The sequence below is a fragment of the Microcoleus vaginatus HSN003 genome (assembly GCF_022701255.1).
GTDB classification, from domain to species: domain Bacteria; phylum Cyanobacteriota; class Cyanobacteriia; order Cyanobacteriales; family Microcoleaceae; genus Microcoleus; species Microcoleus vaginatus_B.
The window spans coordinates 1,702,820-1,726,703 of the sequence record NZ_CP031705.1 but is presented as its reverse complement, the minus strand read 5'-3'; the positions used below and the strand labels follow the sequence as shown (position 1 = coordinate 1,726,703).

21 protein-coding genes, 1 tRNA gene and 2 pseudogenes are annotated in these 23,884 nt (G+C 45.5%); 10 read left to right on the top strand and 14 right to left on the bottom strand.

Annotation, left to right across the window (positions count from 1 at the left end; all coding sequences use genetic code 11):
- Nucleotides 1-303: 303 nt before the first annotated feature.
- From D0A37_RS07290 to D0A37_RS07280, 3 genes are all read right to left on the bottom strand, one after another.
- A complete protein-coding gene (locus D0A37_RS07290) occupies nucleotides 304-1,080 on the bottom strand; it encodes a DUF1350 family protein (protein ID WP_242722848.1) in 777 nt (258 codons plus the stop codon).
- 444 nt (nucleotides 1,081-1,524) lie between these two features.
- Complete coding sequence (locus D0A37_RS07285; protein WP_242722845.1) at nucleotides 1,525-2,616, bottom strand: glycosyltransferase; 1,092 nt, start codon at nucleotides 2,614-2,616, stop codon at nucleotides 1,525-1,527.
- 128 nt (nucleotides 2,617-2,744) lie between these two features.
- The gene (locus tag D0A37_RS07280; RefSeq protein ID WP_242722842.1) at nucleotides 2,745-2,906 is read right to left on the bottom strand and encodes a hypothetical protein; all 162 of its coding nucleotides are present in this window, start codon (nucleotides 2,904-2,906) and stop codon (nucleotides 2,745-2,747) included.
- A gap of 681 nt (nucleotides 2,907-3,587) precedes the next feature.
- Between D0A37_RS07280 and ggt the strand changes: the two genes are divergently transcribed.
- The 3 genes from ggt to D0A37_RS07265 all read left to right on the top strand — a co-directional run bounded on the left by ggt (nucleotide 3,588) and on the right by D0A37_RS07265 (nucleotide 6,804).
- The gene (ggt, locus tag D0A37_RS07275) at nucleotides 3,588-5,315 is read left to right on the top strand and encodes a gamma-glutamyltransferase (RefSeq protein ID WP_242722839.1); all 1,728 of its coding nucleotides are present in this window, start codon (nucleotides 3,588-3,590) and stop codon (nucleotides 5,313-5,315) included.
- Between the two features lie 477 nt (nucleotides 5,316-5,792).
- Nucleotides 5,793-6,671, top strand: coding sequence for a choice-of-anchor L family PEP-CTERM protein (locus D0A37_RS07270; RefSeq protein WP_242722836.1), 879 nt, complete (start codon nucleotides 5,793-5,795; stop codon nucleotides 6,669-6,671).
- Nucleotides 6,655-6,804, top strand: a complete 150-nt coding sequence (locus D0A37_RS07265; RefSeq protein ID WP_242722832.1) for a hypothetical protein — start codon at nucleotides 6,655-6,657, stop codon at nucleotides 6,802-6,804. The genes D0A37_RS07270 and D0A37_RS07265 overlap by 17 nt, the downstream gene beginning before the upstream one ends.
- Nucleotides 6,805-7,269: 465 nt before the next feature.
- Here D0A37_RS07265 and D0A37_RS07260 read toward each other — a convergent pair whose 3' ends face one another.
- The 4 genes from D0A37_RS07260 to D0A37_RS07245 form a co-directional block, all read right to left on the bottom strand.
- The gene (locus D0A37_RS07260) at nucleotides 7,270-8,424 is read right to left on the bottom strand and encodes a pentapeptide repeat-containing protein (RefSeq protein WP_242722829.1); all 1,155 of its coding nucleotides are present in this window, start codon (nucleotides 8,422-8,424) and stop codon (nucleotides 7,270-7,272) included.
- A 108-nt stretch (nucleotides 8,425-8,532) separates the two neighbouring features.
- On the bottom strand, nucleotides 8,533-9,381 hold the full coding sequence (locus tag D0A37_RS07255) for an alpha/beta fold hydrolase (RefSeq protein WP_242722826.1): 849 nt from the start codon (nucleotides 9,379-9,381) through the stop codon (nucleotides 8,533-8,535).
- Between the two features lie 195 nt (nucleotides 9,382-9,576).
- On the bottom strand, nucleotides 9,577-10,302 hold the full coding sequence (locus D0A37_RS07250) for a DUF3120 domain-containing protein (protein WP_242722823.1): 726 nt from the start codon (nucleotides 10,300-10,302) through the stop codon (nucleotides 9,577-9,579).
- Entirely contained in the window at nucleotides 10,295-10,879 is a 585-nt protein-coding gene (locus D0A37_RS07245; protein WP_242722820.1) for a hypothetical protein, read from the bottom strand. The genes D0A37_RS07250 and D0A37_RS07245 overlap by 8 nt, the downstream gene beginning before the upstream one ends.
- 577 nt (nucleotides 10,880-11,456) lie before the next feature.
- Here D0A37_RS07245 and D0A37_RS07240 point away from each other — a divergent pair.
- Nucleotides 11,457-12,680, top strand: a complete 1,224-nt coding sequence (locus D0A37_RS07240; protein ID WP_242722817.1) for a ferrochelatase — start codon at nucleotides 11,457-11,459, stop codon at nucleotides 12,678-12,680.
- Between the two features lie 96 nt (nucleotides 12,681-12,776).
- A complete protein-coding gene (locus D0A37_RS07235) occupies nucleotides 12,777-13,031 on the top strand; it encodes a hypothetical protein (RefSeq protein WP_242722814.1) in 255 nt (84 codons plus the stop codon).
- Nucleotides 13,032-13,177: 146 nt separating this feature from the next.
- On the opposite strand, the gene D0A37_RS07230 is transcribed toward D0A37_RS07235, so the two are convergent.
- The 3 genes and pseudogenes from D0A37_RS07230 to D0A37_RS07220 all read right to left on the bottom strand — a co-directional run bounded on the left by D0A37_RS07230 (nucleotide 13,178) and on the right by D0A37_RS07220 (nucleotide 15,491).
- The gene (locus D0A37_RS07230) at nucleotides 13,178-13,582 is read right to left on the bottom strand and encodes a type II toxin-antitoxin system VapC family toxin (protein WP_242722811.1); all 405 of its coding nucleotides are present in this window, start codon (nucleotides 13,580-13,582) and stop codon (nucleotides 13,178-13,180) included.
- On the bottom strand, nucleotides 13,582-13,806 hold the full coding sequence (locus D0A37_RS07225; protein ID WP_242722808.1) for a DUF2281 domain-containing protein: 225 nt from the start codon (nucleotides 13,804-13,806) through the stop codon (nucleotides 13,582-13,584). The genes D0A37_RS07230 and D0A37_RS07225 overlap by 1 nt, the downstream gene beginning before the upstream one ends.
- A gap of 390 nt (nucleotides 13,807-14,196) precedes the next feature.
- Nucleotides 14,197-15,491, bottom strand: a pseudogene (locus D0A37_RS07220) (aminotransferase class V-fold PLP-dependent enzyme).
- Between the two features lie 95 nt (nucleotides 15,492-15,586).
- On the opposite strand from D0A37_RS07220, the gene D0A37_RS07215 reads away from it, so the two are divergent.
- The 4 genes from D0A37_RS07215 to D0A37_RS07200 all read left to right on the top strand — a co-directional run bounded on the left by D0A37_RS07215 (nucleotide 15,587) and on the right by D0A37_RS07200 (nucleotide 19,458).
- A complete protein-coding gene (locus D0A37_RS07215; protein ID WP_242722805.1) occupies nucleotides 15,587-17,365 on the top strand; it encodes a TM0106 family RecB-like putative nuclease in 1,779 nt (592 codons plus the stop codon).
- Nucleotides 17,366-17,477: 112 nt separating this feature from the next.
- Nucleotides 17,478-18,605, top strand: a complete 1,128-nt coding sequence (locus D0A37_RS07210) for an esterase-like activity of phytase family protein (RefSeq protein WP_242722803.1) — start codon at nucleotides 17,478-17,480, stop codon at nucleotides 18,603-18,605.
- Nucleotides 18,606-18,661: 56 nt separating this feature from the next.
- Nucleotides 18,662-18,735 (top strand) — tRNA-Asp (locus D0A37_RS07205).
- Nucleotides 18,736-19,263: 528 nt separating this feature from the next.
- Nucleotides 19,264-19,458 (top strand): hypothetical protein, encoded by a 195-nt coding sequence (locus D0A37_RS07200; RefSeq protein ID WP_242722800.1) that lies wholly within the window; start codon nucleotides 19,264-19,266, stop codon nucleotides 19,456-19,458.
- Here the strand turns inward: D0A37_RS07200 and D0A37_RS07195 are convergent.
- The 4 genes from D0A37_RS07195 to D0A37_RS07180 all read right to left on the bottom strand — a co-directional run bounded on the left by D0A37_RS07195 (nucleotide 19,455) and on the right by D0A37_RS07180 (nucleotide 21,813).
- A complete protein-coding gene (locus D0A37_RS07195) occupies nucleotides 19,455-20,267 on the bottom strand; it encodes an HNH endonuclease (RefSeq protein WP_242722798.1) in 813 nt (270 codons plus the stop codon). The genes D0A37_RS07200 and D0A37_RS07195 overlap by 4 nt on opposite strands.
- 282 nt (nucleotides 20,268-20,549) lie before the next feature.
- Nucleotides 20,550-20,900 (bottom strand): DNA cytosine methyltransferase, encoded by a 351-nt coding sequence (locus tag D0A37_RS07190; protein ID WP_242722796.1) that lies wholly within the window; start codon nucleotides 20,898-20,900, stop codon nucleotides 20,550-20,552.
- Between the two features lie 108 nt (nucleotides 20,901-21,008).
- Nucleotides 21,009-21,218, bottom strand: a complete 210-nt coding sequence (locus tag D0A37_RS07185) for a hypothetical protein (RefSeq protein WP_242722794.1) — start codon at nucleotides 21,216-21,218, stop codon at nucleotides 21,009-21,011.
- A gap of 97 nt (nucleotides 21,219-21,315) precedes the next feature.
- Entirely contained in the window at nucleotides 21,316-21,813 is a 498-nt protein-coding gene (locus D0A37_RS07180; RefSeq protein WP_242722790.1) for a thiol-disulfide oxidoreductase DCC family protein, read from the bottom strand.
- A 354-nt stretch (nucleotides 21,814-22,167) separates the two neighbouring features.
- On the opposite strand from D0A37_RS07180, the pseudogene gltX reads away from it, so the two are divergent.
- A pseudogene (gene gltX / locus D0A37_RS29350) lies at nucleotides 22,168-23,610 on the top strand (glutamate--tRNA ligase); the annotation flags it as partial.
- Nucleotides 23,611-23,884 lie beyond the last annotated feature (274 nt).

Genomic DNA, 23,884 nt, shown 5'->3' with positions numbered 1-23,884 from the left:
ATAAGAGGTGGACAAACAACTTGCAATTAATTTAGGCGGTAATTTACCTAGCGTCGGATGCACCTATCGCTATATTAACTCATCACTCAGGCTAAAGTCTAGTCGGAAAAGTCGGATCTTTAAAGTCGGAAAAGTAGGAGCATCGCCGCTATGAGTACATAGCTTAGACATCCCTTGGCAGTTTTAGGACTTAGGCAAACGGCTTTTCAACACTATTGGTAGCGACCAGGTAAAACCTAAGCACTACAGATAGAGTTTATGGGTAATTCCTAAATTTAATGTCACCAAGCTAAAATCTGAACTTTAAGATTTAAAATCCTTGGACAGAGGATTAAGCCACAGCAAAATTGTCTGTTTTAATTGATTTAATTCGCGATACACTTCTTGTTTGACCCATTGCCCGATCGCATCGAAAGGTGTAAAAATTTGACCTACAGGCCAGCTAACATCTTGACCCAAGGGCGTTTGATGGTTGCCTGCTAGAGTCTTAACTGTAATCATGTCGGGAAATCGTGCTTTTAGCAGTTTGGTCAACAGCAGGGTTTGGTCGATGTTGTCGCCGTTAAATTTAACTAAAAGATTGCGCCGAATTTGATAGCTATCTTGGACGAGGCGATTAGTCTCTTGCGGGGAAGGGGTAAACTCGACGTTAAAGACGGGGGAAATTTGCTCGACGATCGGGATTGCTTCTGATGCCGCATAATTGTTGAAAGAAATCAGAATATTGCCTGCCCTTTCTATGTCAAACACAGAACCGATCAAGAGGTGGAGTTTGCATCCCATGCTGTGTCCCATGCCGTAGATGGGGAGATAGGAAGATTTGAGCAATTTAGTGGCGCGCAGGCGATCGAGGGCATTTTCAAATTTGTTGAGGACTTCGCGGGCGATCGCAATATGATCCAAAGTATTGACAAACGGCGTTGCTACTACAACATATCCTTGATTCCCCAAAGCTTCTAACAGCCAGCGATAGGTGAGTTGCGGTGCTGTCGCCACAAATGCACCGCCGAGAAAATGTACGATCGCGATCGGTTTAGAAGGAATTAATACCCAGTTGCCAGAAACTTCTTGCCAGTCCATAAATTCAATTAAGTTGAAAGTAAAAAGACGATCGTCCTCTGAAGGTATAAGGCAGAATTTTTTGTAAGTTTTTGCTTTTACTTTCTGCCTCAACAAGGGGTAGCAAACCCCTTTTTTACTTCAAAAAACTTTGCTGTTTACTTATACATTATTTAGTGTAACTGTTTTCTCAGCAAATAGCACGGCAGGTACACGCTCCTATTTGCGCCCTCTATAGGGTTGAAGTTGGCGGCCGAATAAATCAAGCTGACATCCGATCGCGACTTTCAAAGATTTTGATATCGTGTCCCATCGCCAAACTGCAATCAAATATGTTTTTTACTGAAATACGCCTCAAAAGCCCCAGAGCGTCTATAAACGAGTCAAGGCGCGATCTGCTTCGATTCGGCTTGATTGGCCTCACCTAATTTCTTCACTAAAACCTGCATACAAATATGAGCATCTTTAGGACAGCCCCCCGACTTCAGGCGATCGCTGGGGGTTTAATGGTGGCGAATGACCAATACCTTCTGCCGTTTGATGACTCAACTTTTCGTGAGTCTTCATCCATTTCCACTTGTTGACAGTAGCTTGAGGATTAAGCACTGTGGTAGCGACGCCGTAAACAATAGTAGGCAAAACCTCCCGATTTAACCAACTTTGTCCCAGCTTTCTCATGTAGTGCAGTGCCAAAACTTCTCGAAATTTGTTAAGCCTTTGCAAAAGCGGCAAATTCTTAAAACATAACTGTTCGTACTCCTGGAGTGATAACTCTTTTTCTCCCCGCAAGCGCCGCAATTGGTTTTCCTTGACACAATCAGAAGCAATGCGCTTTTTCAGCCAGTGCTTATCTGTGAGAGAGTTCCCTCTAATTCGATAATTTCCCAAAGGTTCTGTCGCTGCTAGCAAGCCGTACTTTTGAGCAAGTTTGGTAAATAACTCTGTATCTTCTCCTACCTGCCAATCTTCTGCAAAGCCGCCTTCTTGGAGTAGAATAGAGCGATCGACTACCACAGAAGACGGGAAAACCCAAGGACTTTCGCCTGTCTCCTTAATCGCCTGCATTTCTGCTTTAGTTGTAGGATAGGTGGGAATATAACTCAACTTCTTTCCGTGCTTGTCTAAATATCGCAAAGCGTGAGCCACAGCTTTGACTTCGGGATTGTCTGCGAGCATCTTCAAGCAAACTTCTAACTTATTGGGCTCCCAGGTATCGTCGCTGTCGATAAACGCTACATACTCGCCTGTGGCGCGATATATCATTAAATTTCTCGACTTAGAAACCCCGTAATTTTGGGGATTCCTGAAGTATTGAATTCTCCAATCTTGCTCGACCAGCTTAGCAGCAACTTTGTCAGTAGCATCAGTAGAGCAGTCATCAACAATTAAAATTTCTAGGTTTTTGTGGGTGCCCTTGAGTACGGAGGCAACTGTCTCGGCCAGAGTGTCGGCAGCATTGAATGCAGGAATGATTACACTGACTTTTTGGCTGTTCATAACTTGCATTAAGGTTTGGTTTGGTAGTTGTTCGCCGAAGTATAGTCTCTCAGCAGACACTCTAACTCCTTTACGTGCAAGTACCTGTAGTCGGGAAACTTGCCTAGATACTGCCAATATAACAGGCTTACGAACCTCAGTGTTATCTACCATAAGGGGGGAAAGCCGTTATAAAGACGGAGTGCAGACTATTTAGGCGGCAATTTTTCTGACACAGGCCTCGGCTGCGAGGCATTTAGGGTTTGGTCGTCAATTACTTGTTTAGGAACAGGCAAGATGCCTGTTCCACAAGAGATGAATTTTATTGTGGAACAGGCCGGAAAGCCTGTTAAGCGAGAATGGTGCAACATCTCAGTTTAATAGAACTTACCCAGAAAAACTCGGGCTCACCCAAAATTATTGGTTTGAGAACTAGATATCTACTAAAAAACCTACTTTCTGACTCAGATCGATTCCAGTTAATCGGCGATCGTAAAATTTTTTGTCCGGCGCCAGAGGCGTGCAAGTGAGGTCAAATTCCTCTCTACCAACCTGTTTTATTGATTAACTCACCAGTCGAACAACTGCCAAAAAACTGATCTGCTAAGTCTGCTATGTGTGGCATTCCCACAGCAATAACCTAAAAGTTTGAGTTAATTATTGTTGAGGTTTCATTTACTGGCGATGCTTAATCAGGCGAGGAAAAAATAATTGGAAAATTCAAAATTTTTGTGAATATTGGTTTCTCTAATTTGCCTCTTTAGCATTTCATACCATAAATCACCAATGCGGTTTTTCTGCGGTTATCAGCTTTTTTAAAATCAGTAGCTTTTCAAAAAAGATGCTTTTTTCAACTTGTTTAATTATTCAATTGCCATAAGGTGTCCCTCTTTTCTCTCTTCGTCTTGTACCGCGAGAGGTTCCCAGGGTCACATCGTTTCCCCATCTGCCATAACAGGTAATTTATTTGCGGTTGAACTCAGTACCGCTAGGTTTTAGGGAAGATGCTTCTAAAAGTATACTATAAAAAATCGTCGCCTCACCCGTAAAAAATGTTGCCCAATTTCTTGAGCAAAGTGCAAATTTATACTTGTTGCCTCACAGTCTTTGTGTTGGGTGGCTGCCAGCAGCAGCTACAGCCAACCTTGCAGCAGCAGCGCAGCAAACAGGGGATGGCAGTTTCGGCTCACCCTCTGGCGAGCGCTGCGGGGCTGGCCGTGCTGCAACAGGGAGGCAATGCAGTGGATGCGGCGGCTGCTACGGCTTTGGCGATTTCGGTGGTGGAGCCTTTTTCGGCGGGTATCGGTGGCGGGGGTTTTTTGCTGCTGCGGCGGGCGGAAACGGGGACTGTGCAAGCGCTGGATTTCCGGGAACGAGCGCCGAAACGGGCGGCGCGGGATATGTACCTCGACAAGCAAGGCAAGGTGCGCCAAAGGGCAAGTCTGGACGGGCATTTGGCGGCGGGTATTCCGGGCACTGTTGCTGGACTTTACACGGTGCACCGCGAGTATGGTAAGTTACCTTGGGCTACGGTGGTGGCGCCGGCGATCGCCCTGGCTGAAAAAGGCTTTCCGGTAAGTTCGCGGTTTACCACGGCTACCGGGCGACGACAGGATGTGCTCAAAAAAAACCGGGCGGCGCGGGAGGTGTTTACTCGCGGTGGCATTTTATACAAGCCGGGTGAGCTTTTGGTGCAGCGGGATTTGGCGCGGACATTGCGGCAGATTGCACAAAATCCGCAAAGTTTTTATACCGGGGACATTGCGCGGGCGATCGCTGCGGATATGGCTAAAAACGGCGGCATTATCACTCTCGAAGATTTGAAAAACTATACGCCGATTTGGCGGAATCCGGTTTGTGGCAACTTTCGCACTTACGAAATTTGCGCCATGTCGCCTCCTTCTTCCGGTGGCGTTCATTTGTTGCAAATCTTAAATATTCTGGGAGATACCGATCTCAAGAGTTTGGGAAGGCAAAGTCCAGATACGCTACATTTACTGGCGGAGAGCATGAGGATTGCTTATGCTGACCGGGCTGAGTATTTGGGCGACCCGGATTTTGTGAGTGTACCGGTCAAAGCTCTGACTAGCACCAATTATGGCAAATTGAGACGATCGCAAATCCAAATGTCAAAAGCCACACCCTCTAGCGAGGTAAAGGCTGTTGACGCTGAAACTTTGAACCGTCTCCTGTGGGAGTCTCCCGAAACTACCCACCTGACGGTAGTTGACAAAGAGCGCAATGTGGTATCCTTGACATTTACGGTGAATGGCGGTTTTGGGGCTGGAGTCGTGACCGCGGGTACGGGAATTTTGCTCAACAACGAGATGGATGATTTTGCAGCGGCGCCGGGAGTGCCGAATTTGTTTGGTTTGGTGGGCGGGGAGGCAAATTCGATCGCCCCGGGGAAAACTCCTTTATCCAGCATGACGCCGGTCATCGTGACAGAAAATGGCAAATTTCGCCTCGCAGCGGGATCTCCCGGAGGCAGCACGATTATTACTACGGTGTTGCAAATAGTGCTGAATGTGTTGGTTTACGACATGAATGTCGGCGATGCTGTGTCTGCACCTCGGATACACCACCAGTGGCGACCGGATCGGCTGATGGTGGAACGGGGAGGTTTTGAGGCTGCGACGCTTTCGGACTTGCGGCGGCGGGGACACCAGATTGTCGAAGGTGACGGCTGGGGCAATGCCAATGCGATCGTCCTGACTGCAGACGGTTGGTTGGAAGGGGCTGCCGATCGGCGCGGGGAAGGAGAAGCAAGGGGGTTTTAGCCATCAGTCAGTCGATTAGAGATTTTAGACGGGGGCGAGACTTCGGCGACTCAACGATTTTAGATTTACTCCACAGATGAATCTGCGAGGTTGAACAAGGGTCGAAAATTTTGCTCTCTTCCTGACAGGATTTGGGGGCTGGTATCCGTTTTTTGGGCGGAGTCATCTTTCATCAGTTGTTAGTCATTAGTCATTAGTTAGTTGAGCGATCGCAAACGGTATTAAAACCTGGTTTCTTTTGTCTCCACTGCGTAATGCCTGAAATTATTAGTCTGTGTACGTTTATTTTTGCATCCGTATTTTTGCGCTGATGTTTATTGCCTGACTAACTGCCAACAATTACCAAAACAAATAATCACCCTAAGGGTAAATTTACTGATGTGTAAAGTTATTGTAAAGACCCTAGACATTGATACTTATCTAATGTAAAAATGAAGTTGGGCATAAAATCAGGTCTGTATCTTTCAGGGAAAATTTATGATAATTACTCACAAAATTGCTGCCTTAACAGCGACATTAACTACTGCTCTGAGTTTGTTGGCAGCGCCAGCAATGGCATTTTCGGTAGGGGCAACTAATAACACTGAGACTTTAAAAAATAATTTGTTGGGAACTAATACAGCCGGATTGAGTGATTTCTCTGTTTCAATTACAGGTAATTCGGCTGCTTTTGGTACTTTCACTAATGACCCTTTTGGTTTGACCTCAGGTGTTGTTCTGAGCACTGGTAAAGTCGCCGATATACCTGGTCAGAATCGGAAAGATAACTTCACGACGCAGGACAGCGATTTAAGCACGGACTTTGGTCGTAAGGGTGAACAGGGGGATATGGCTCAGCTAAACCTCAGCTTTTTTGCTAATAGCACGGTTGAAAAGTTGTTCTTTGAATATGTATTTGCTTCTGAGGAGTTTCCTGAGTTCGGCGGTTCTCAATATAATGACGATTTTGAACTACTGCTGAACGGCACTAATTTGGCCAAATTGAGTGACGGAAAAACAGTCACGATTAATAATCTTGTTCCCGATCCAAATAATCGCTCTAAAGATCACCCCGACTATATTGACAACCCAAGTGTGACAGGTATTGCTGCTAACATCGTTAAGCTCGACGGTTTTACTAAAGTTTTAGGTTTTGAGGGTTTGCTCAAGCAAAATCAGACGAATGTTCTCAGCATCCGCATTAAAGATGTGGGCGATGGCTTTTTAGATTCTAGTGTATTTATTAAAGGCGGTTCCGTGGGGACGGTTCAACCTGAGCCGGTTCCCGAACCGATGACTGTGGGCGGTTTGATGGCGGGAGGCGCTATGCTGGCTGCTGGACGAAAGTTACGCAATCGCCGTGCCGGAAGTAATTAATAATAACGGAAGGAAGAGGGAAGAAGGAAGAGGGAAGAGGGAAGAAGGAAGAGGGAAGAAGGAAGAGGGAAGAAGGGAGAAGAAAGAAGGAAAAAACAGAACAGCAACCCTTTTGGGGGTTGCTATAATATGAATCTCGATTAGCCGTGTTGGAGACAGAAATGGGGTTTGATGAACGAAAAGACCTCGTTGCACTCCTTGAACCCGGTAAAAAAACTCGGTATTTGCGATCGCGATCGCGTAATATCATTTCATATCAATTCCGGTTGCACTCCTCATGATGGTTGACTGTTAACTTGGGGTCGAAAAACTGAATGCTTGAGTGTTAACTGTTGACCCAATTTTATTATTCCGATGCCACCGGAAACGATATCAAGTAATTTAACCATTATGGGTACGCAGCGAGGAATGCAAGTCCTCATAAAACTATGAGGACGAATGCCCTCACTACGAACCAATTTTATTGCGGTTGTTCTAGCGGACAGAATATAAGTTTTTATCCCAAATTCGCCAAGGGCGGATTTTTTTGTATTTGGAGTTGCAACAAATATTGCGGGTAAAACCCGCGTCTACCACCACTGACTAAAAACTAAATAATTTAGCTATGAACAGTACCGTCGGGTAAGATTGTACCTGTTAATGTAGTCCGGGTAAGTTTGACCATAACTCGATCGCCGTAACCGATTTTCGCTCCTGTTAAGTCAGCACCGCTCAAGTCAGCACCGCTCAAATCGGCTCCGATTAAGTTGGTTTCTCTCAAGTTGGCATTGATCAAACAAGCTCCTAACAAATTGGCCCTGAACAAGTTTGCTTGGTGCAAATTCGCGCCTGTGAGGTTGACGTTGTGTAGAAAAGCATCGCTTAAGTCTGCTTCACTCAGGTTTGCATTGCTCAAGTTTCTTCCTGAAAAATCCTTTTCTTTTAAGGAAGCTCCTTTGAAGTTGGAACCGCTCAAATCGGGCGCTTGTGGCCTAGCTTGGCGGTAAGACTCAGATGGCGGTGGCTGCGATTGGTAGCGGGACGCCTCCGAATAGGGCCCTGCAGGGTTTCCCCCATAGTTTCCCGAATTTCCAGCATATTTCCCTGAAGAGGGTTCAGAAGAGTAGCGGGGTTCTTTTGGGTTTGCCGACGGTGACTGGGTGTTTTGGTGCTGGGTGTTTGGATATTGACTATTTCTGTACTGAGTGTTTTGGTACTGAGTGTTTTGTGGCTGAGTGTTTTGTGGCTGAGTGTTTTGGTACTGATTGTTTCTGTACTGAGTATTTTGTTGCTGGGTATTTTGTTGCTGAGTATTTTGTTGCTGAGTATTTTGTTGCTGAGCGTTTCTGTACTGAGTATTTTGTTGCTGAGTATTTTGTTGCTGAGTATTTTGTTGCTGAGTGTTTCTGTACTGAGCGCTTTGTTGCTGGGTATTTTGTTGCTGAGTGTTTCTGTACTGAGCGTTTTGTTGCTGGGTATTTTGTTGCTGAGTGTTTCTGTACTGAGCGTTTTGTTGCTGGGTGTGTTTGTGCTGAGTATGTTTGTGCTGAACGTTCTGATTCTGACCTCTTGGTTGAATCGATCGCAATTGTTCGCGAGCTTGATTAATTTCCTTAATCTTTTCTTCAGCTTTCTGTAGTAGTCTGGGATTGTCTTTGGGGATGCGATCGGGGTGCCAAATGAACGCTAAATCCTTGTAGGCTTGGCTAATTTCTTCTCTGGAAGCTCCCGGCAACAGTCCCAGCACTTTATAGTATTGGTCGAGGTCGTTCATTGTACCACCTTTCGCTTTAAGAAATTAGGAATTAAAAATTAAGATCGGAGCAAAAGCCGTTCTCAAAGCTTGCTTGTCCGATCGTACATTAGATGAACAATAACTCAGCTAAGCCGCTGCTGGCAAAAATTCTCGAATTCGCTGCAAGTATGTTGCGGCATCCTCCAGCATCGGAAAGTGAGCCGTATTCGGAATTATAACAAATTCTACTTTTTTGCTGAGGGAGGCCGCTTGCTCTCCCATGATGGCGGGGATAATTTGGTCGAATTCTCCGGCCACAAGCAGTGTGGGAACACTCAGCCGCGCAAATTCTTGGGGCATTTCCTCGGCGGCTCTTTTGCTGACTGCCGTCACCATTGTACCTATAGCAGCTTGCTCGTCTGCCATTAAAAAATCCTTGAGAAACGCCAGACTGACCTCTGTGGGCAGGGAACGGCGCAAAAACCGGGCCATAAATAGCCGATCGGCAAAGGGGATCGATGCCAACCAAGAGGGTCTAAATTTTACCACATAGCCACCGAATTTGTGAAAAGTTGTAAAAGATTTTTCGTCGTATTCAAAAATCCCGCTGCAAGTGAGAATTGCTTTTTCTACTTTTTCGGGGTAAAGGTTGAGAAATAAAGTAGCAATTGATGCACCTGTGGAGTGAGCATTGAGAAAGACGCGGCTTAAATTCAGAGATTCTAATAATTCAGCTAAGTCGCGGGCGTAGGTTTCGAGTTCGTAGCTGGACTCAGGAGGCTCTTTTGGCAAAGGCGATCGACCAAAACCTCTCATATCGTAAAGCAAACAATCAAAATCATCAGCAATAGCTCGTGCCGTGCTTTCCCAGTAGCGCGCTGAGCCCGCCCAGCCGTGCAGAAATACCATCACTGGTTTCCCGCTAGGTTGGGTACTGTTATCTGCCGTTATCCACTCGTAATAATGTTCTACACCGCGAATTGAAATGAAAGACATGATATTGATTTGGGATTCTTAGATTTTAGATTTTAGATCTTAGCTCATAATTGTTCAGTAAATACCCAAATTCCCGACTTCTTAAAAAAGTCAGGAATCTCAAGACTATATCCATCAAAAAACTCTGCGTTAACCTGCGTCAACCTGCCCACATCTGCGGTCAAAAATCACCAACATAAAAACTAATCATAAATCTTAAGCAGCAGAAGCAGCCAGCCAAAATAAACCATCTACCAAAAGCGTGCTTAAGACAGCTCCGCTGAAAGCGCGCCAATGCAGTTGCGTGCCACGCAAACTCAGCAAACCGACTGTTAGCAACACAGCGATTAAAACTAAAGCACAGCCTATGCCCCAAGGAGTTTCGATTTGACCGATCGCACTTTGAAAAATCGGCATTGCTAATTCCGGTTCCGCGTGCATCACTTGCCGCCAGTAGGGCATCAACCCTGTTAAGTAAAAATATAAATCAGTAATGGCGGTACCGAATAGGGAACCCAAGTAAAAATAGCCGCCCACTTTTCCCCAAGATTTGCCCAAGCACCAAATAGCAAAAGGCAAGCCAATTGATTCTATAGGTAGATGTAAAATTGGTTCCCATCTAAACCAGCCCCAATAGATAGAACCTGCGAGCCAACATCCGGCAAATCCTAATAATAAATCTCCCCAAAGTTGTGTTTTGGGGCGGAAAATTAGAATTAAACTCAGAACGAACCAGGGGATAGTTGATAGCAAACTGATGGTTGGATATAAACGCACTAACGGTGCTTGCACGAAGACTGGAATTGAGACTAAAAATGCTGAGGCACCAAATATCAACCACTGTTTGATGCTGTTTGTTGTGCCTGAAGTGACAGAATTGTCGAGGCGGGCGATGGTGGCAATAGGTGCGATCGCTGATGATACTAAATTAAGATTAAACAACTGATTGGACTCCGTATTGTTTCAATAGGTGGACTAAAAATTTTGCTGCGGTTGTGGGTGCGACAGTCTCAACCCCGGCGACGGTTTGGCTGACGTGCCACCCTTTTGCCGTTTGAGGAGCTCGCCATAAATCCAAATGTTCGATCGCCGGATCTGCATAAAAGCTTTCTCCACCGCCACCGAGAGTTGCTGAACTCCAATGCGTGAAGTGATCGTGGCTGATGCGGTGGATGGGAAAATTGCCCACCAGAGGTACTCCCCAACCGTCTAAGGCAAAAAAAGCCCCGACTTTGCCGCCGAGTTGCTGCCACATCCAAGCCGCCCCGATCGCCCCGGCTACTCCTGCCGAAAAGCTGACAAATACTAGACTTTCTCCTGCTAACTCTTCGCTGCACAAAAATTGCAATATGTCAAGAGGTGAAAAAGGCGGATATTTATGAGCGGGAAAAATCTTGACTCGATCGACTATTTGCTGGTTTTGGCGATCGGCTGCCAGTCCCCAAAGCCCCGAAAGTCCTGCCAGGAAACAGTCGGTTAGCTTTGGTTCGTGGACTCCGGGGCAAATTACCAGTCTCATAGTTCGTCAAGAAAGTTAATATAGTTCGCAACATAACTTTATCATATACCTACTATATCATATACTACCCCTGGGGATAGGGTGTTAAACTGATAATAGAGTCAAGTTTGAAGAGTATCCCCCCAAGTTAAATGCTGGGAACGCTCCAAACAGCTTTAATCTGAGGCAAGGTGAGGGAGTCTTAAGAAAACATAAAACTTATCCCCCCCGGCCCCATTCCCTGTCAAGCTTAGCAAAGCCTGATTCTAGTTTTAAGCTGTTCTGTATTTAGATTTAACTTTTCTGGCGGCGTCGAAGCCGACCCCACAAAAGCTTAAAGAAACAGGATTGTGAAAATTAGAGGCCTGCCAGCTTAGCTGCCCTACGAATTTCGGGTCAGGGTCAAAAAACCGACTTAGGACTGATGCTCATCAATCCGGTTTCTAGGATAAATAAGAGATTGGACCGGGAAGTATGGGCGCAGAAACCGGGAATCAGCCCCGCGCGCCAGTCGTGCGATCGCAAACAATGAAAAATCTCCGATTCACCCTTCATCCTGCCTGGATCTCTTAGAATAAATAAAATTGAGGAATACAAAGTGGTTGCTTCTCCAGAAAAAATCGATTTCAAAACATCTGCGGCACCGGCAAGTAATGATCGGGTTGCTGTATTACTGATGGGTTACGGCGAAGTCGAAAGCTACGACGATTTTGCCAACTACAACGAACAAGCTTTAAATTTGCTTACCGCAAAGTTTGCGCCAGTACCGCTTTGGATTTATCCGCCGCTGGCGAAGATTTTAGCAATCTTTGACTTGCACGAGTGGAGTCACCAACACGGTCAATTCGTTTCGCCGCACAATGCAATTTTTGAACAGCAGCGCGCTGGGATTGAAAAGAATTTACAGGAGAAATGGGGCGATAAAGTAAAAGTGTTCAAAGCTTTTAACTTTTGCGCGCCGTTTTTGCCGGAACAAGTAATCCCTCAAATTCAAGCAGAAGGATTTGACAAAATTCTGATTTATCCGCTGTTGGTAGTTGATTCTGTTTTCACCAGCGGCATTGCAGTCGAACAGGTGAATAAAGCTTTAGCACAAACCTTTGATGGTAAAGAACATTGGGTAAAAGGACAGCGCTACATTCCTTCTTTTTACGATGAACCTGCTTACATCCAGCTAATGGCGGATTTGGTTGAAGAGGAAATTAAGAACGATTTAGCTGTAGCGCATTTGCCTTCTCAGATTGGGATTGTGCTGATGAATCACGGTTGTCCGCACAAAGCGAAGGGCTTTACTTCGGGAATTGTGGAAAGTCAAGCTTTGTACGATCGCGTGCGGGAACGTTTGATGTATCGCTATCCTTTGATTTCGGTGGGTTGGCTGAATCACGACACGCCGCTGATTGAATGGACACAACCGGATGCGACGTTGGCTGCGAAGAATTTGATTGATTTGGGTGCAACTGCGATCGTCTTTATGCCGATCGGATTTGCCACAGAAAATCACGAAACATTGTTAGATGTAGACCACATTATTGAGTCTTTGCAGAAACAGCGTCAAGGAGTTACTTACCGCAAATTGCCTTGCGTTAACGACCATCCAGAATTTCTGAAAATGGCGGCAGAGTGGGCAAATCCGCAGATTGAAGCGTTGTTGAGTGAGACTGCGGTTGCTGTTAATCCGAGTTTGGCTTCCACACACCGCGAACACAGCCATTCTCACGGGGAACACGGCCATTCTCATGGAGATCATGGTCATTCTCACGGTGGACATTCTCATGGTGAACACGGTCATTCTCATGGCGGGCACGGGCACAGTCATTAATTAGTTGAGTTAAAAAGTCGATCGCCCTTTGCTTGTTTTAGAGAAAGGGCGATTTGCTTTTTTATTGAGGGAGCGAGCGCAATTTTAGAAAAAAGTATGAAGAAAAAAGTTCCCCACTTTGTTAAAAGCCAGGTATTACCAACCGTTGTTTATTGCTGGAATGTTGGAGGAAGAATACCTGATTTAAATCAACCTCATGGGTCTGTTGATATAGACTCTAATCCTTATAGTATCTACTGTGAATATATGGCTAAGGTTGCCAAATCGTCTCGTAGCTTTACTTATGATGAAGCAGAAAAATGGTTATCTGAAACTTTGATTAAATTAGACTTAAATCGATTTGCTCAATGATTAATTTCGATTAATAAATCAGGTTTCTGAAAACAAAACTGCCAAAAACTGCACAGTTATCGACATCAGACTTATTAAAGGCCCTACAATCATTGGATATACTGTTATTCCTGGACGCGGAAAAGCATGGTAAATTCCCCTCATACTCACCAAATTGTCTGAATAGTGGTTAACGCTTGAATTTTCGCGTCGCGGGTGACTAAGGGAAGACTCAATGATAAAGCAGTAGCGGCAATAATTCTGTCTGGCATATCAGGCACCATATCGCGGGGAATCTGACGCAGAGTTTGTGCTGTTATTAAATCCAGAGAGGCTATTTCTAACCCAGTCCCCGAATCAGATAAAGCATTAATTAACTGCCGAAAAGCCTCTTCGGGCAATCGATACCTTTCCACTAGATAGCCTATTTCTACCACAGAAATCGCCGATACATAAATCGGAGAGCCTTCTGCTAATGCTGCATCCAAAGTATTCATTGCGGCTGGCGATAATCGAGCAGTCTCCCGCAAATACCAGATAATTGTATGAGTGTCGGCGACAACGGCTGTCATTAAATATCCTCTCTTGGAAAATCTTTCCACATTTCTTTTCTCGCTTGGGCAATATCTTCTTCCGTGATATTGATATCTAAATTAGCCCACATTCCTTTGACGCTTTTTAGTGGTCGTTTAAGAATAGTTTTTTGTTGAAGAAATTCAGCAAAATCTAAAACTTCTTGCTGGCGTTCCGGGGACAAGGCCCGCAACTTATCTAAAACTGCTTGCTCTAAATTCATCGTTTATTTTCCTCCGTAATTACTCCAAAATAATCGTCACGTCTTTGCTTAGAAAATCTAAAAAATGTTTTTTCAACCTGACTATTTTTTATTTAATCGTAATTAACTGGCATCCGAGTACCGTCTGCTTTTAGTATATAACCAATTTATTGGGAAAAGTACCATCCATAGCGTTCCTATTCGTCGCCTCCGAAATCTAGGCTAACATCCATGTTTAACCTGAGAGCTGGCATCATTGTCAATAAGCCTTTGATGGGCGGCCTAGAAGCCCACCGCACCAGAATATTTAACTATTGTGAAACAGGAATGAAAGCCTGCTATTGAGAATAGTTTAAAATGTGGGTTTAACTAAACCTACTCTTCATTTTAGCAGAATCCTCAAGTTAGAGACTATACTAATTGATTTGCGCTCGCCCCAACCAACTTATCAATCTCCGCCTCAGTTGTAAAATAGTGAACACAAGCCCGCACACAATCAGGAGAAAGAATTGTCCGCACCATAATCCCCTGTTTCTCCAACACATCAACTAGCTTTTTGTGCGGCATCCCGTTAGTTAATCTAAACGAAACCAAACCAGCTTCCGGTGCCGAAGTCCGCAAACATTCCACATCGGGAAGTTCCGACAAACGCTCCCAGAGATACTTACTCAAACGGCAGATTTCTGCATACCTTTCCTCGATCGTACCCCATTCATGTTGCAGGGCGATCGCACTCCGCAAACCCGCATACAAAGGATAAGCAGAAGTCGCAATTTCATAGCGCTGTGATCCAGGCTTCCACCCAAGGACTTTAGCATTAGCATCCGTCACAATTCCCCGCCAACCGATAAACACCGGATGCAAATCTGCCAAAGCTTCAGCACTCACATAAAGCCCCCCCAAACCTTCCGGGCCACACCACCATTTGTGACCCGTAAAAGCATAAAAGTCAACCCCCGATTCAATCAAATTTAAAGGCAAAACCCCCACAGATTGAGCCGCATCAACTAACACTCTAACTTTGTGATTCTTGGCAGGCAATTCCTCTTGTTCCCCCCCTTGGCAAGGGGGGGTTAGGGGGGGTTTTATATCTGTTCCCCCCTCGGATTGAATCAGGGAAAAATCCTCTTGTCCCCCCCCTTGGCAAGGGGGGTTAGGGGGGGTTCATGACATACTTTCACAATCTCAGCCAGAGGCAAAACTTGGCCAGTATTCCACAAAATGTGACTAATAACCAACAAGCGAGTATTTGGCCGCAAACTATCAGCAATCACCGCCACCGGATCGCCTTCATTCAAAGTTGCCGCCAACGGACAAACCGAAACCTCAATGTTGAAACGGCGCTGAAGTTCCATTACACTAGCTACAATGCCGGGGTGTTCGCAATCAGAAAGCAGCAAATGGTCGCCTGCTTTCCAGTCAATGCCCCACAGCGCAATATTGCAGCCGACGGTGACATCTTCAGTTAGGGCGATGGTTTCAGGAGGTACGGTCAACTCAGATGCGATCGCACGTCGCGTCAGCATCGCCTCCTGAACCACCCAAGCCCCCACCTCCCCCGAAAACGGCCCCCCAAGCTGCACCCGTTTGTAAGCATCATAAATCGCCTCTAAAGCAGGCTCAGGCAGCGGCCCTTGTCCGCCGTAGTTAAAATAAGCTTTATTGGCCAAAGCTGGGAATTGTTGCCGGTGATTGTCCTTTGTCATTTTTTTTGGGGAATTATTGATTGCGTTAATATTGAATAACTAATGCTGTGAATTTTATACCTTTTGCCTGATACTCTATGCCTTGCGAATACTAAATGTTAATAACTGACAAACTACTACTTTCCTATCAGCGATGCCATCTCCGAGCTTTTTTAGATACCTGCGGAGACTGGAAACAACAAGACCCCCCCAGCGACTTTCTGCTGAAACTGATGCGCGACAGCGCGACATACCAGCAGCAAGCTTTGGAACACGAGACTTACCAACAACCATATTATCCTAGAGGGGATTGGGAAGCTGGCGCGGCCGCTACATTGAGTTTAATGCAGCAAGGGGTCGATCGCATTTACCGAGGAGTTCTGATCCAGGGCGAATTCGGTCAAACCAACGGCGCAACAACTTCTCTGGTAGGCATTGACAGTCAATATTTCCCAGAATTTGGCGAAATCCCCGAAACTTCCGTTCATCTTTCATCCTCCAATCTTCCCTCTTCAAACATTACCCTAATCAGCCGCCCCCATTTATTAATCAAACAGCCGGGAAAATCAAAGTTTGGCGATTGGAGTTATATTACTACGGATATTTGGCTTAGCAAGCGACCAAAACAAGAGTATCAAATTATCGCAGCTTTTCACGCCCAAGTTTTAGCTTCCGTGCAAGAAACAATGCCAGAGACTGCGTGGTTGATGCTGCGAAAAAAAGGGCTGTGGCAGGTGAATCTCGACCAGCGAACTCCTCAGATGTTCGAGATTTTAGATGATTGCATTCAGATGATAGAAAATCGCGATAAACCAGAGGTGTTCATTTCCCGGCAAAAGTGCAATCTTTGCGGTTGGTATACTATCTGTCACGCCGAAGCCGAATCTATTAAACATCTTTCGTTATTGCCGGGAGTTACTGCCAGCCGCTATGCTAGACTAAAAACTCTCGAAATTACTGATGTAGAAGCTCTCGCTAATGCTAGTTCCGAACTGCTTGCTGAGTATCCAGAATTCCCCGACAGAGTTGCTTTTGATGTGGTGCAGCAAGCTCAATCGCACTTGCTAAATCAACCGCTGTTGCGGGAAGAAGGAAGAGGGAAGAAGGAAGAGGGAAGAAGGGAAGACGAAGAGGAAGGAAGAGGGAAGAAGGACGAAGGAAGAAGCGAAGAGGCAGAAATTAATCAATTTATCATACCAGAAATGGCAGTAAATAGTTTAGTAATAGCTAAAAGTGAGCCTGTCAAGACTACAGAAAATAAACCTGCCACATCTTGTATACCTGCGCCAATTCTCCGCAAGAAACCAATTCCGTATTCCCAATCTGTGTTTTTGCCGATCGCCCCAATCGAACTCTACTTTGATATTGAAGCGGAACCAGAGTTAAACTTGGATTACCTCCACGGAGTCTTAGTTGTTGACAGGTACAACAATACGGAAAAATTCCACGGTTTTTTAGCAGAATCCGCAGCAGAGGAAGGTGCAATCTGGGAGCAATTTTTAGAATTAATGTGGGCTTATCCCATTGCTCCGATTTTCCACTTTTGCGACTATGAAGTCAAGACTTTTAAGCGACTGGCTAAACTTTACAATACTCCAGCTTATTTGTGGAAACCCGTGCTGAAACGGTTTGTAGATATTCACAAACAAGTGACGCAAAAAGCGATTATGCCGGTGGAAAGTTACGCACTCAAACCAATTGCCCGCTGGCTGGGTTTTGACTGGCGAGATGCTAAGGCTAATGGTGCTCAGTGCGTCTGCTGGTACGACGATTGGCTCAAAACCGGCGATCGATCGCTCTTAGAGGCGATCGTCCGCTACAATGAGGACGACTGTCGTGCTACTTATGTGGTTAAAGATTGGTTGACCAATTTTTTGCTGAATCATGAGCCGTGATTTTTAGATGTAATGAACCGCGAAGACGCGTTCGGCGAAGCCGTTCCCGAAGGGTAGGGCGCGAAGGAAGAAAGGCAAGAAGTAGATAGGTAATAATGTATTTATTGGTAAAATGCGAAAGCTAGTAAAAGCAACTATATTTATTGTCTGTTTTTTGATGGCAGCAACTGTTGCTATTTGGGTAAATCAATCAGCTCAATCTTTCGCTGTTACGAAAATAGATTTTATCGGCAGAGCAATATTTCCTACAGGTTCTCCGTTTCAGGGGACGGAAATTGGCGGACTATCGAGCATTACTTATGATGCCGAAAAACAAGTTTATTATGCCATTTCTGATGACCGCAGCAGCAAGGCTCCGGCGCGATTCTATACTCTCAAAATTAACTTGCAATCTGGTAAACTGGAAAAAGAGCAAATTACTTTTACTGGTGTCACTACTTTATTAGATGAAAACGGCAAAAGTTTTCCTGAATTAAGTTTAGATCCCGAAGGGATAGCTTTTACTGGCAATAGCGTGTTTGTTTCTTCTGAGGGAGATGTCGATCGCCAAATAAATCCTTTTATCAAAGAGTTCTCCCTCGATGGTAAACTGCTGAAAACGCTGGCAATTCCTGACCTATTTTTGCCCGACGACAAAGGCAGTAAAGGAATCCGCAACAATCTATCACTTGAAAGTTTAACTTTAACGCCCGATCGTAAATACCTATTTACAGCTACCGAAAATGGCTTGGTTCAAGATGGCGCCGTAGCTTCCCTGGAAACCGGGAGCCCGTGCCGGATTTTGCGCTACGATGCGGTGAGCGGCAATCCAGAAGCATCGTTTCTCTACATCACCGAACCGCTACCCGCTGGTGCGAATCCTGTGGGAAAATTAACTACTAACGGTTTAGTGGATTTGTTGGCGATCGACGATAACCGGTTGCTGAGTTTAGAGCGTGCTTTCTCCCTGGAAACCGGCACAACTATCAGAATTTTTGAGATTTCTCTGGAAAAGGGCGATCGTATTGAAGCACTCGAAAGCCTCAAAAGCCGTCTCAGCGAGGTTTCTCCCGCTCAAAAACGCCTGCTGCTGGATTTGGAAACCCTGAAAATCCCCCTAGACAACATTGAGGGGTTGACATTTGGCCCCGCCCTGGCGGATGCTAGCAGAGGTCTGATTTTGGTGAGCGACAACAACTTCAGTCCCCTGCAAGAGACTCAAATTTTGGGCTTCCAAATAAAAGTTCAAAAAACCTCTTGACAAAAGGTGAAGTTATAGGCATAATAGAAATTGTGCCTGAAAAAACGGCAAAACGAGGGACAGTAGTTCAATTGGTTAGAGCACCGCCCTGTCACGGCGGAAGTTGCGGGTTCGAGCCCCGTCTGTCCCGTTCAAAATAGAAAATGTTCAGATTGCTGAAAAAAGCGATATGCTGAAAAATAACCGCTTGTACTGAGTTAGCACAGTACAAGCGTTTGTTTTACAAAGCCTAGATCAACCTCAGAAGGTAAACAGCAGGCTGTCTGCTACGTGGCCTTTACTGTTCTAATCCACATTGCCGATATCTAGAAAACCTTAAAAAGGTCAGTGTTGATGAACTAATCGAAGAAATTCAGAAATACAGGTCTTACATGAATTATTCGGGAGGTCGAGTTACCATTAGTGGAGGTGAGGCATTGTTTCAAGCTCACTTCGTCACCTAAATTTTTAAGCGTTGTCTAACATTAGGAATTCACACGGGATTAGATAGCTCTGGATACTGCGACTTGTAGGCAGCTAAACCCGTTTTAGAATTTACCTAGCTCTTTCTACTCGATATTAAATCTTTGGCTCGTGCAACGTATCGGAATGTCATCAGCCTCGATCTCGAACCAACACTAATTCTCGCAACATATTTGAGTAAAATTAATAAACCGACTTGGATTCGGTTTGTTCTGGTGCCAGGGCTGACAGGCGATCACAAATTCAACTGCCAACCCGCAGTCCCCCAGAAGACCAAGTTGAGAGCGAGGTACAAGGCGCATTCGATCGCGGGCAAGCAGTCGCAGAAAAAAATAATAATCTTGTTTGTCAAGGGTATGCAAAAAATGTGCAAGTCTACCTGTTAATTTAATTGTCAAGGAAAATTTCTTCTCGATGACGGCGGAGAAAGTTAGGATTAGGTTGAAATTTTTCAGGTAAACGCATTTGCTTCCCGTGATAGGCAACAAAGTTATGCTCTAATACATCTTCCGGCAAGAAACTTTCAAGATATGAACTAAGAACCAGTCGATAATCTTCATCAAATGTAATCATTCCCCCATCAAAAGCTGCATCCTGAGTACGAGCAAGGCACAAACCATTATGAGGATCGAGTCGATGTTCTGGGTAATCGCCCCAAGGGAGTATATGGCTCGCGATCAAAAGTTGTGGAATTGGATTACCAGTAATACAGCAACGGCTGTTGTAGTTAGCTAGAATAGTTTGGCGAAAAAAACTTTGTCCGATTCGTGCTTTTACACTAGCTTTTACTTCTGTCTCGCCAGTTGGCTGACTTTTAGGTATTTTGATTTCCCTGACATTTTGAGATTTTGGTTGTCGGGGTAGCTGATACTCTTCAGGTATTACATTATCAAATAGTTCTTGTAATAGTTCTTCGCTTTTAACTCCTAGTTCTTCCCAATTTGTATAAAACTCTTGCCAAATGCCGCGATCCGCGTTACTTGCACCGCGAAGGCCTTGAATGCCACGGGCTTGCAGTACAGGATCGAATGAAGCTAAATTACAAAGCTTCATTGATAGGCTGCTGGGTGTTCTTCCTAGCTTTTGAGCTACTTCAATAATAATTGGCGTGCGACGATCTAGCTGTCCAAATGGTAGCTTGCAGTATAAATTCATTGCGATAATGAGTTCATCTCGTGTCCAACGCTTTCCTAAAGCCATTTATTACCACTTCCGCTACTTGACAGCGCTCGCCTGTGCTAAAATAGGCGGCACAGAATTCCCAACTAACTCCAACATCCTAGTCATAGGTGCGTCAAATACAAAGCGCTCTGGGAAAGTTTGCTAATATTATAGCCTGGATAATTGCAATTTGTTTTATGCACTATTTTTTCCAAATATTCTATCAAAGTAGGGAAGATCCAGTGGTTGCGGAGATGATTAACATTTTCAATTAAAAAAAAATAGCGGTTTGTAATATTTTACAAAGCGGATGAACTGTTCCTATAAAAATTTTCTAATATCGCTTTCTATCTGTTTGCCTAAAGACCTCATTTTAGCTTTCCCAACTAATGAAAAAACTTGACAGGGCGGCCCACCAATTAAAATATCAACTTCTCCCGGCTTGATATCTAGTTGACTCAAGTTAATCAGAGATTCTATCGGTTTGGCATCAAGCTTGAGCTGGCAGTTAGGGAAGTTTCTATGATGAGTTCTGATGGGATGGGGATTTTTATCAATACCCCCTAGAATCTCACAGCCGGCATTTTGAAAACCTAAACTCATCCCACCTGCACCGCAGAAGAGATCGAGTACAGTCGGAGCTTTGGTTGTGGGCTTACTTGGCTTAGGCATTCGATGGAGAAACTGTTTTAGGTAAACTAACTACTACGCGGTACAGTTTACCCGAAAAGGCTGGCAAAAAAACTCCTGCTTGCAGTTACGATCGACTCCCAGCAGCCTTCAAAGGTGCGAGGAAATAAAGGGCCTGGCGATCTGATATGTCAAAACTAGGACGATGGGAACGAGAATCGGAATAGCAACTAGCAGTCCCCATTTGCCAAACCTAAGTTTTTGACCGTCCGATTTAAACAGGAAAATCACAGCGGCAATTCCCATAAGTATCCAGATCCCACCGAAGCCCATGAAGACTGTATAGCCTGCATCTTGCATTTTTTTTGACCTTTAATAGTAGCCAATCTTTAATGTTAGTGGCAGTCTTTTTCTGCTGACATCTTCTGATAGACCGATCGCACTTATTAAATATGACTCATTTTGAGTTTGGCCGGCAGCGGCCTTGACTTTCGCACTCAATCCGCTGAGTTCGATCGCTCATAATTGTTGCTAAATCCGGTCTTCCCGTCAGCTTCAGCCGCCAGTCAGCCCAAATTCCGTACAGCCAATTGGCGATCGCCCCGATCACTGGTAACTTAGTAACTGCATAAATCCAGCCCATACCTAAAATCTCGTAGGTGCGGCGAAAAACCTCTACATTTTTAACCGTCGTACCGTCGGGTAACACCGCGTGAATTCGCCCCATCGCCGTTTCGTAGTCGATTCTGCCGTGGGCCTCCGGGTTGTAGCCATCATCCGCGATATCCACAAACGACACTAAACCTCGCCCCGCGTCCTGTTTTTTTAAGAAATTAACCTCCCGCACGCACAGAGGACATTCACCGTCGTACAGCAACTCAATCTGCCAAGCAGGCGCAACAGAGTCGGGTGAGGGCGCAACAGATTCGGAAAACTCAGTTTTAGCAGCAGACATAGGGAAATATATTTTAATGTCGTCGATCGCACACAAACATTTTACAAGAATTATTAATAGTCAACAGGCGCGCATTGATTAGCCCTACGGCAGTTATTTGCGTTGTGAAAAATAGTCCCAAAGGTGAATCCAGTCTTGGCCGCCCGCAATGCTAATATCATCAAGATGCCCTCTGCTGCGTTGCCGGAGACTTTCGCCCGATCGCCCGATAGTCGAATATCAAACAATTCGAGGCAAAGCAACTGCCAAGCACAACTTTTAAGTCGGCAACAAAATATAATAAAATTTGAAGTCTTAAACATCAGCTATTCCCGCAACCAGCAACTCGCCCCCAATCTAAAAGCAAAAATCTACATGAATGTCAGAGTCCGTCTAGCCCCCAGTCCCACCGGAAACCTACACATCGGTACCGCCAGAACCGCCGTATTCAACTGGCTGTTTGCCCGCAACCAAGGCGGCCAATTCATCCTGCGGGTAGAAGACACAGACGTAGAACGTTCTAAAAGCGAATACACCGATAACATCCTCGAAGGACTCACCTGGCTGGGTATGAACTGGGACGAAGGCCCGAGTTTTCAGTCCCAACGTCTGGAAATATACCGCCAAGCAGTCCAAACCCTTCTAGACAAAGGACTCGCCTACCGCTGCTACACCACGTCGGAAGAACTCGACGAAATGCGGGAAGCACAAAAAGCCAACAAACAAGCCCCCCGCTACGACAACCGGCACCGCCACTTGACAAGCAAACAGCGCGCAGCTTTTGAAGGCGAAGGGCGACAAGCTGTGATTCGGTTTATCATCGACGACGATCGCACAATTTCTTGGAACGACATGGTGCGCGACACCGTAACCTGGAAAGGTAGCGACCTCGGCGGCGACATGGTAATTGCCAGGGCATCCAGCGGCGGCGTCATCGGCCAACCACTCTACAACCTCGCCGTAGTTGTCGATGACATCGACATGGGCATCACCCACGTCATCCGCGGCGAAGATCACATCGGCAATACTCCGAAACAAATATTGCTCTACGAAGCTTTGGGCGCGACAATCCCAGAATTTGCCCACACGCCGCTGATTTTAAACTCCCAAGGGCAAAAGCTTTCTAAACGCGACGGCGTAACCTCGATTTCTGACTTCAAAGATATGGGCTACCTGCCCGAAGCTTTAGTTAATTACATGACTTTGCTCGGTTGGACTCCGCCGGATTCAACGCAGGAAATATTTACACTGTCGGAAGCAGCAGAATTATTTACATTCTATCGAGTCAACAAAGCTGGTGCAAAATTTGATTGGGATAAACTCAATTGGCTAAACAGTCAATACCTGCACAAAATGCCAGTGCCGCAATTGACAGATTTGCTGATACCTTATTGGTGGCAGAAAGGCGGTTATGAGTTTGACTTGGAGGCAGACCGCCCCTGGCTCGAACAAATAGCTGCTTTAATCGGCCCGAGTCTCGTTCGCTTAACCGATGCTGTGGATATGTGTAAGGTATTCTTCTCCACCACCGTGGAATACGAAGAAGAAGCACTCGCACAGTTGCAGCAAACAGGGGCGGCCCAGGCTTTACAAGCAGTTGTAGAAGCTATGGAAAGTCATTCCAGCCTGACATCAGCGGAAGCTCAGAAAATCACTAAAAAGCTCAGTAAAGAGAAAAATCTTAACAAAGGGCTAATTATGCGATCGCTCAGAGCCGCTCTGACAGGTGCAATGCACGGCCCCGACCTGATAGAATCTTGGGTAATCCTTCACCAGCGAGGAACGGCTAAAACCCGTTTGCTTGATGCCATTAGTAGCTTGAATTTGCCGGCTGTTGGTGTCGCGGCCGAAACTTCTACCCCAGAACAATCAAACGCAGAAACAGTCGCCGAAACTCCTGCTACAGAACAGCCAGCAGTCGAAACACCGATTGTTGAAACAGCAGCGGCCGAGGTGACAGCAGTCGAAATATCGGCTCCCGAAACAGTCGCAGCGTCGGTTTCATCAGTCGAAATACCGACTCCAGAAGCAATCTCCGCGTCCGAAACAGCAGTCGAAATACCGGCGGCCGAAACATTCGGAACGGAGGTCG

Coding starts and splice junctions, on each gene's coding strand:
- D0A37_RS07290 (WP_242722848.1), bottom strand. CDS start 1,080: ATGGACTGGCAAGAAGTTTCTGGCAACTGGGTATTAATTCCTTCTAAA.
- D0A37_RS07280 (WP_242722842.1), bottom strand. CDS start 2,906: ATGTTGCACCATTCTCGCTTAACAGGCTTTCCGGCCTGTTCCACAATA.
- ggt (WP_242722839.1), top strand. CDS start 3,588: ATGTTGCCCAATTTCTTGAGCAAAGTGCAAATTTATACTTGTTGCCTC.
- D0A37_RS07270 (WP_242722836.1), top strand. CDS start 5,793: ATGATAATTACTCACAAAATTGCTGCCTTAACAGCGACATTAACTACT.
- D0A37_RS07260 (WP_242722829.1), bottom strand. CDS start 8,424: ATGAACGACCTCGACCAATACTATAAAGTGCTGGGACTGTTGCCGGGA.
- D0A37_RS07255 (WP_242722826.1), bottom strand. CDS start 9,381: ATGTCTTTCATTTCAATTCGCGGTGTAGAACATTATTACGAGTGGATA.
- D0A37_RS07245 (WP_242722820.1), bottom strand. CDS start 10,879: ATGAGACTGGTAATTTGCCCCGGAGTCCACGAACCAAAGCTAACCGAC.
- D0A37_RS07235 (WP_242722814.1), top strand. CDS start 12,777: ATGAAGAAAAAAGTTCCCCACTTTGTTAAAAGCCAGGTATTACCAACC.
- D0A37_RS07230 (WP_242722811.1), bottom strand. CDS start 13,582: ATGACAGCCGTTGTCGCCGACACTCATACAATTATCTGGTATTTGCGG.
- D0A37_RS07225 (WP_242722808.1), bottom strand. CDS start 13,806: ATGAATTTAGAGCAAGCAGTTTTAGATAAGTTGCGGGCCTTGTCCCCG.
- D0A37_RS07215 (WP_242722805.1), top strand. CDS start 15,587: ATGTTAATAACTGACAAACTACTACTTTCCTATCAGCGATGCCATCTC.
- D0A37_RS07210 (WP_242722803.1), top strand. CDS start 17,478: ATGCGAAAGCTAGTAAAAGCAACTATATTTATTGTCTGTTTTTTGATG.
- D0A37_RS07195 (WP_242722798.1), bottom strand. CDS start 20,267: ATGGCTTTAGGAAAGCGTTGGACACGAGATGAACTCATTATCGCAATG.
- D0A37_RS07190 (WP_242722796.1), bottom strand. CDS start 20,900: ATGCCTAAGCCAAGTAAGCCCACAACCAAAGCTCCGACTGTACTCGAT.
- D0A37_RS07185 (WP_242722794.1), bottom strand. CDS start 21,218: ATGCAAGATGCAGGCTATACAGTCTTCATGGGCTTCGGTGGGATCTGG.
- D0A37_RS07180 (WP_242722790.1), bottom strand. CDS start 21,813: ATGTCTGCTGCTAAAACTGAGTTTTCCGAATCTGTTGCGCCCTCACCC.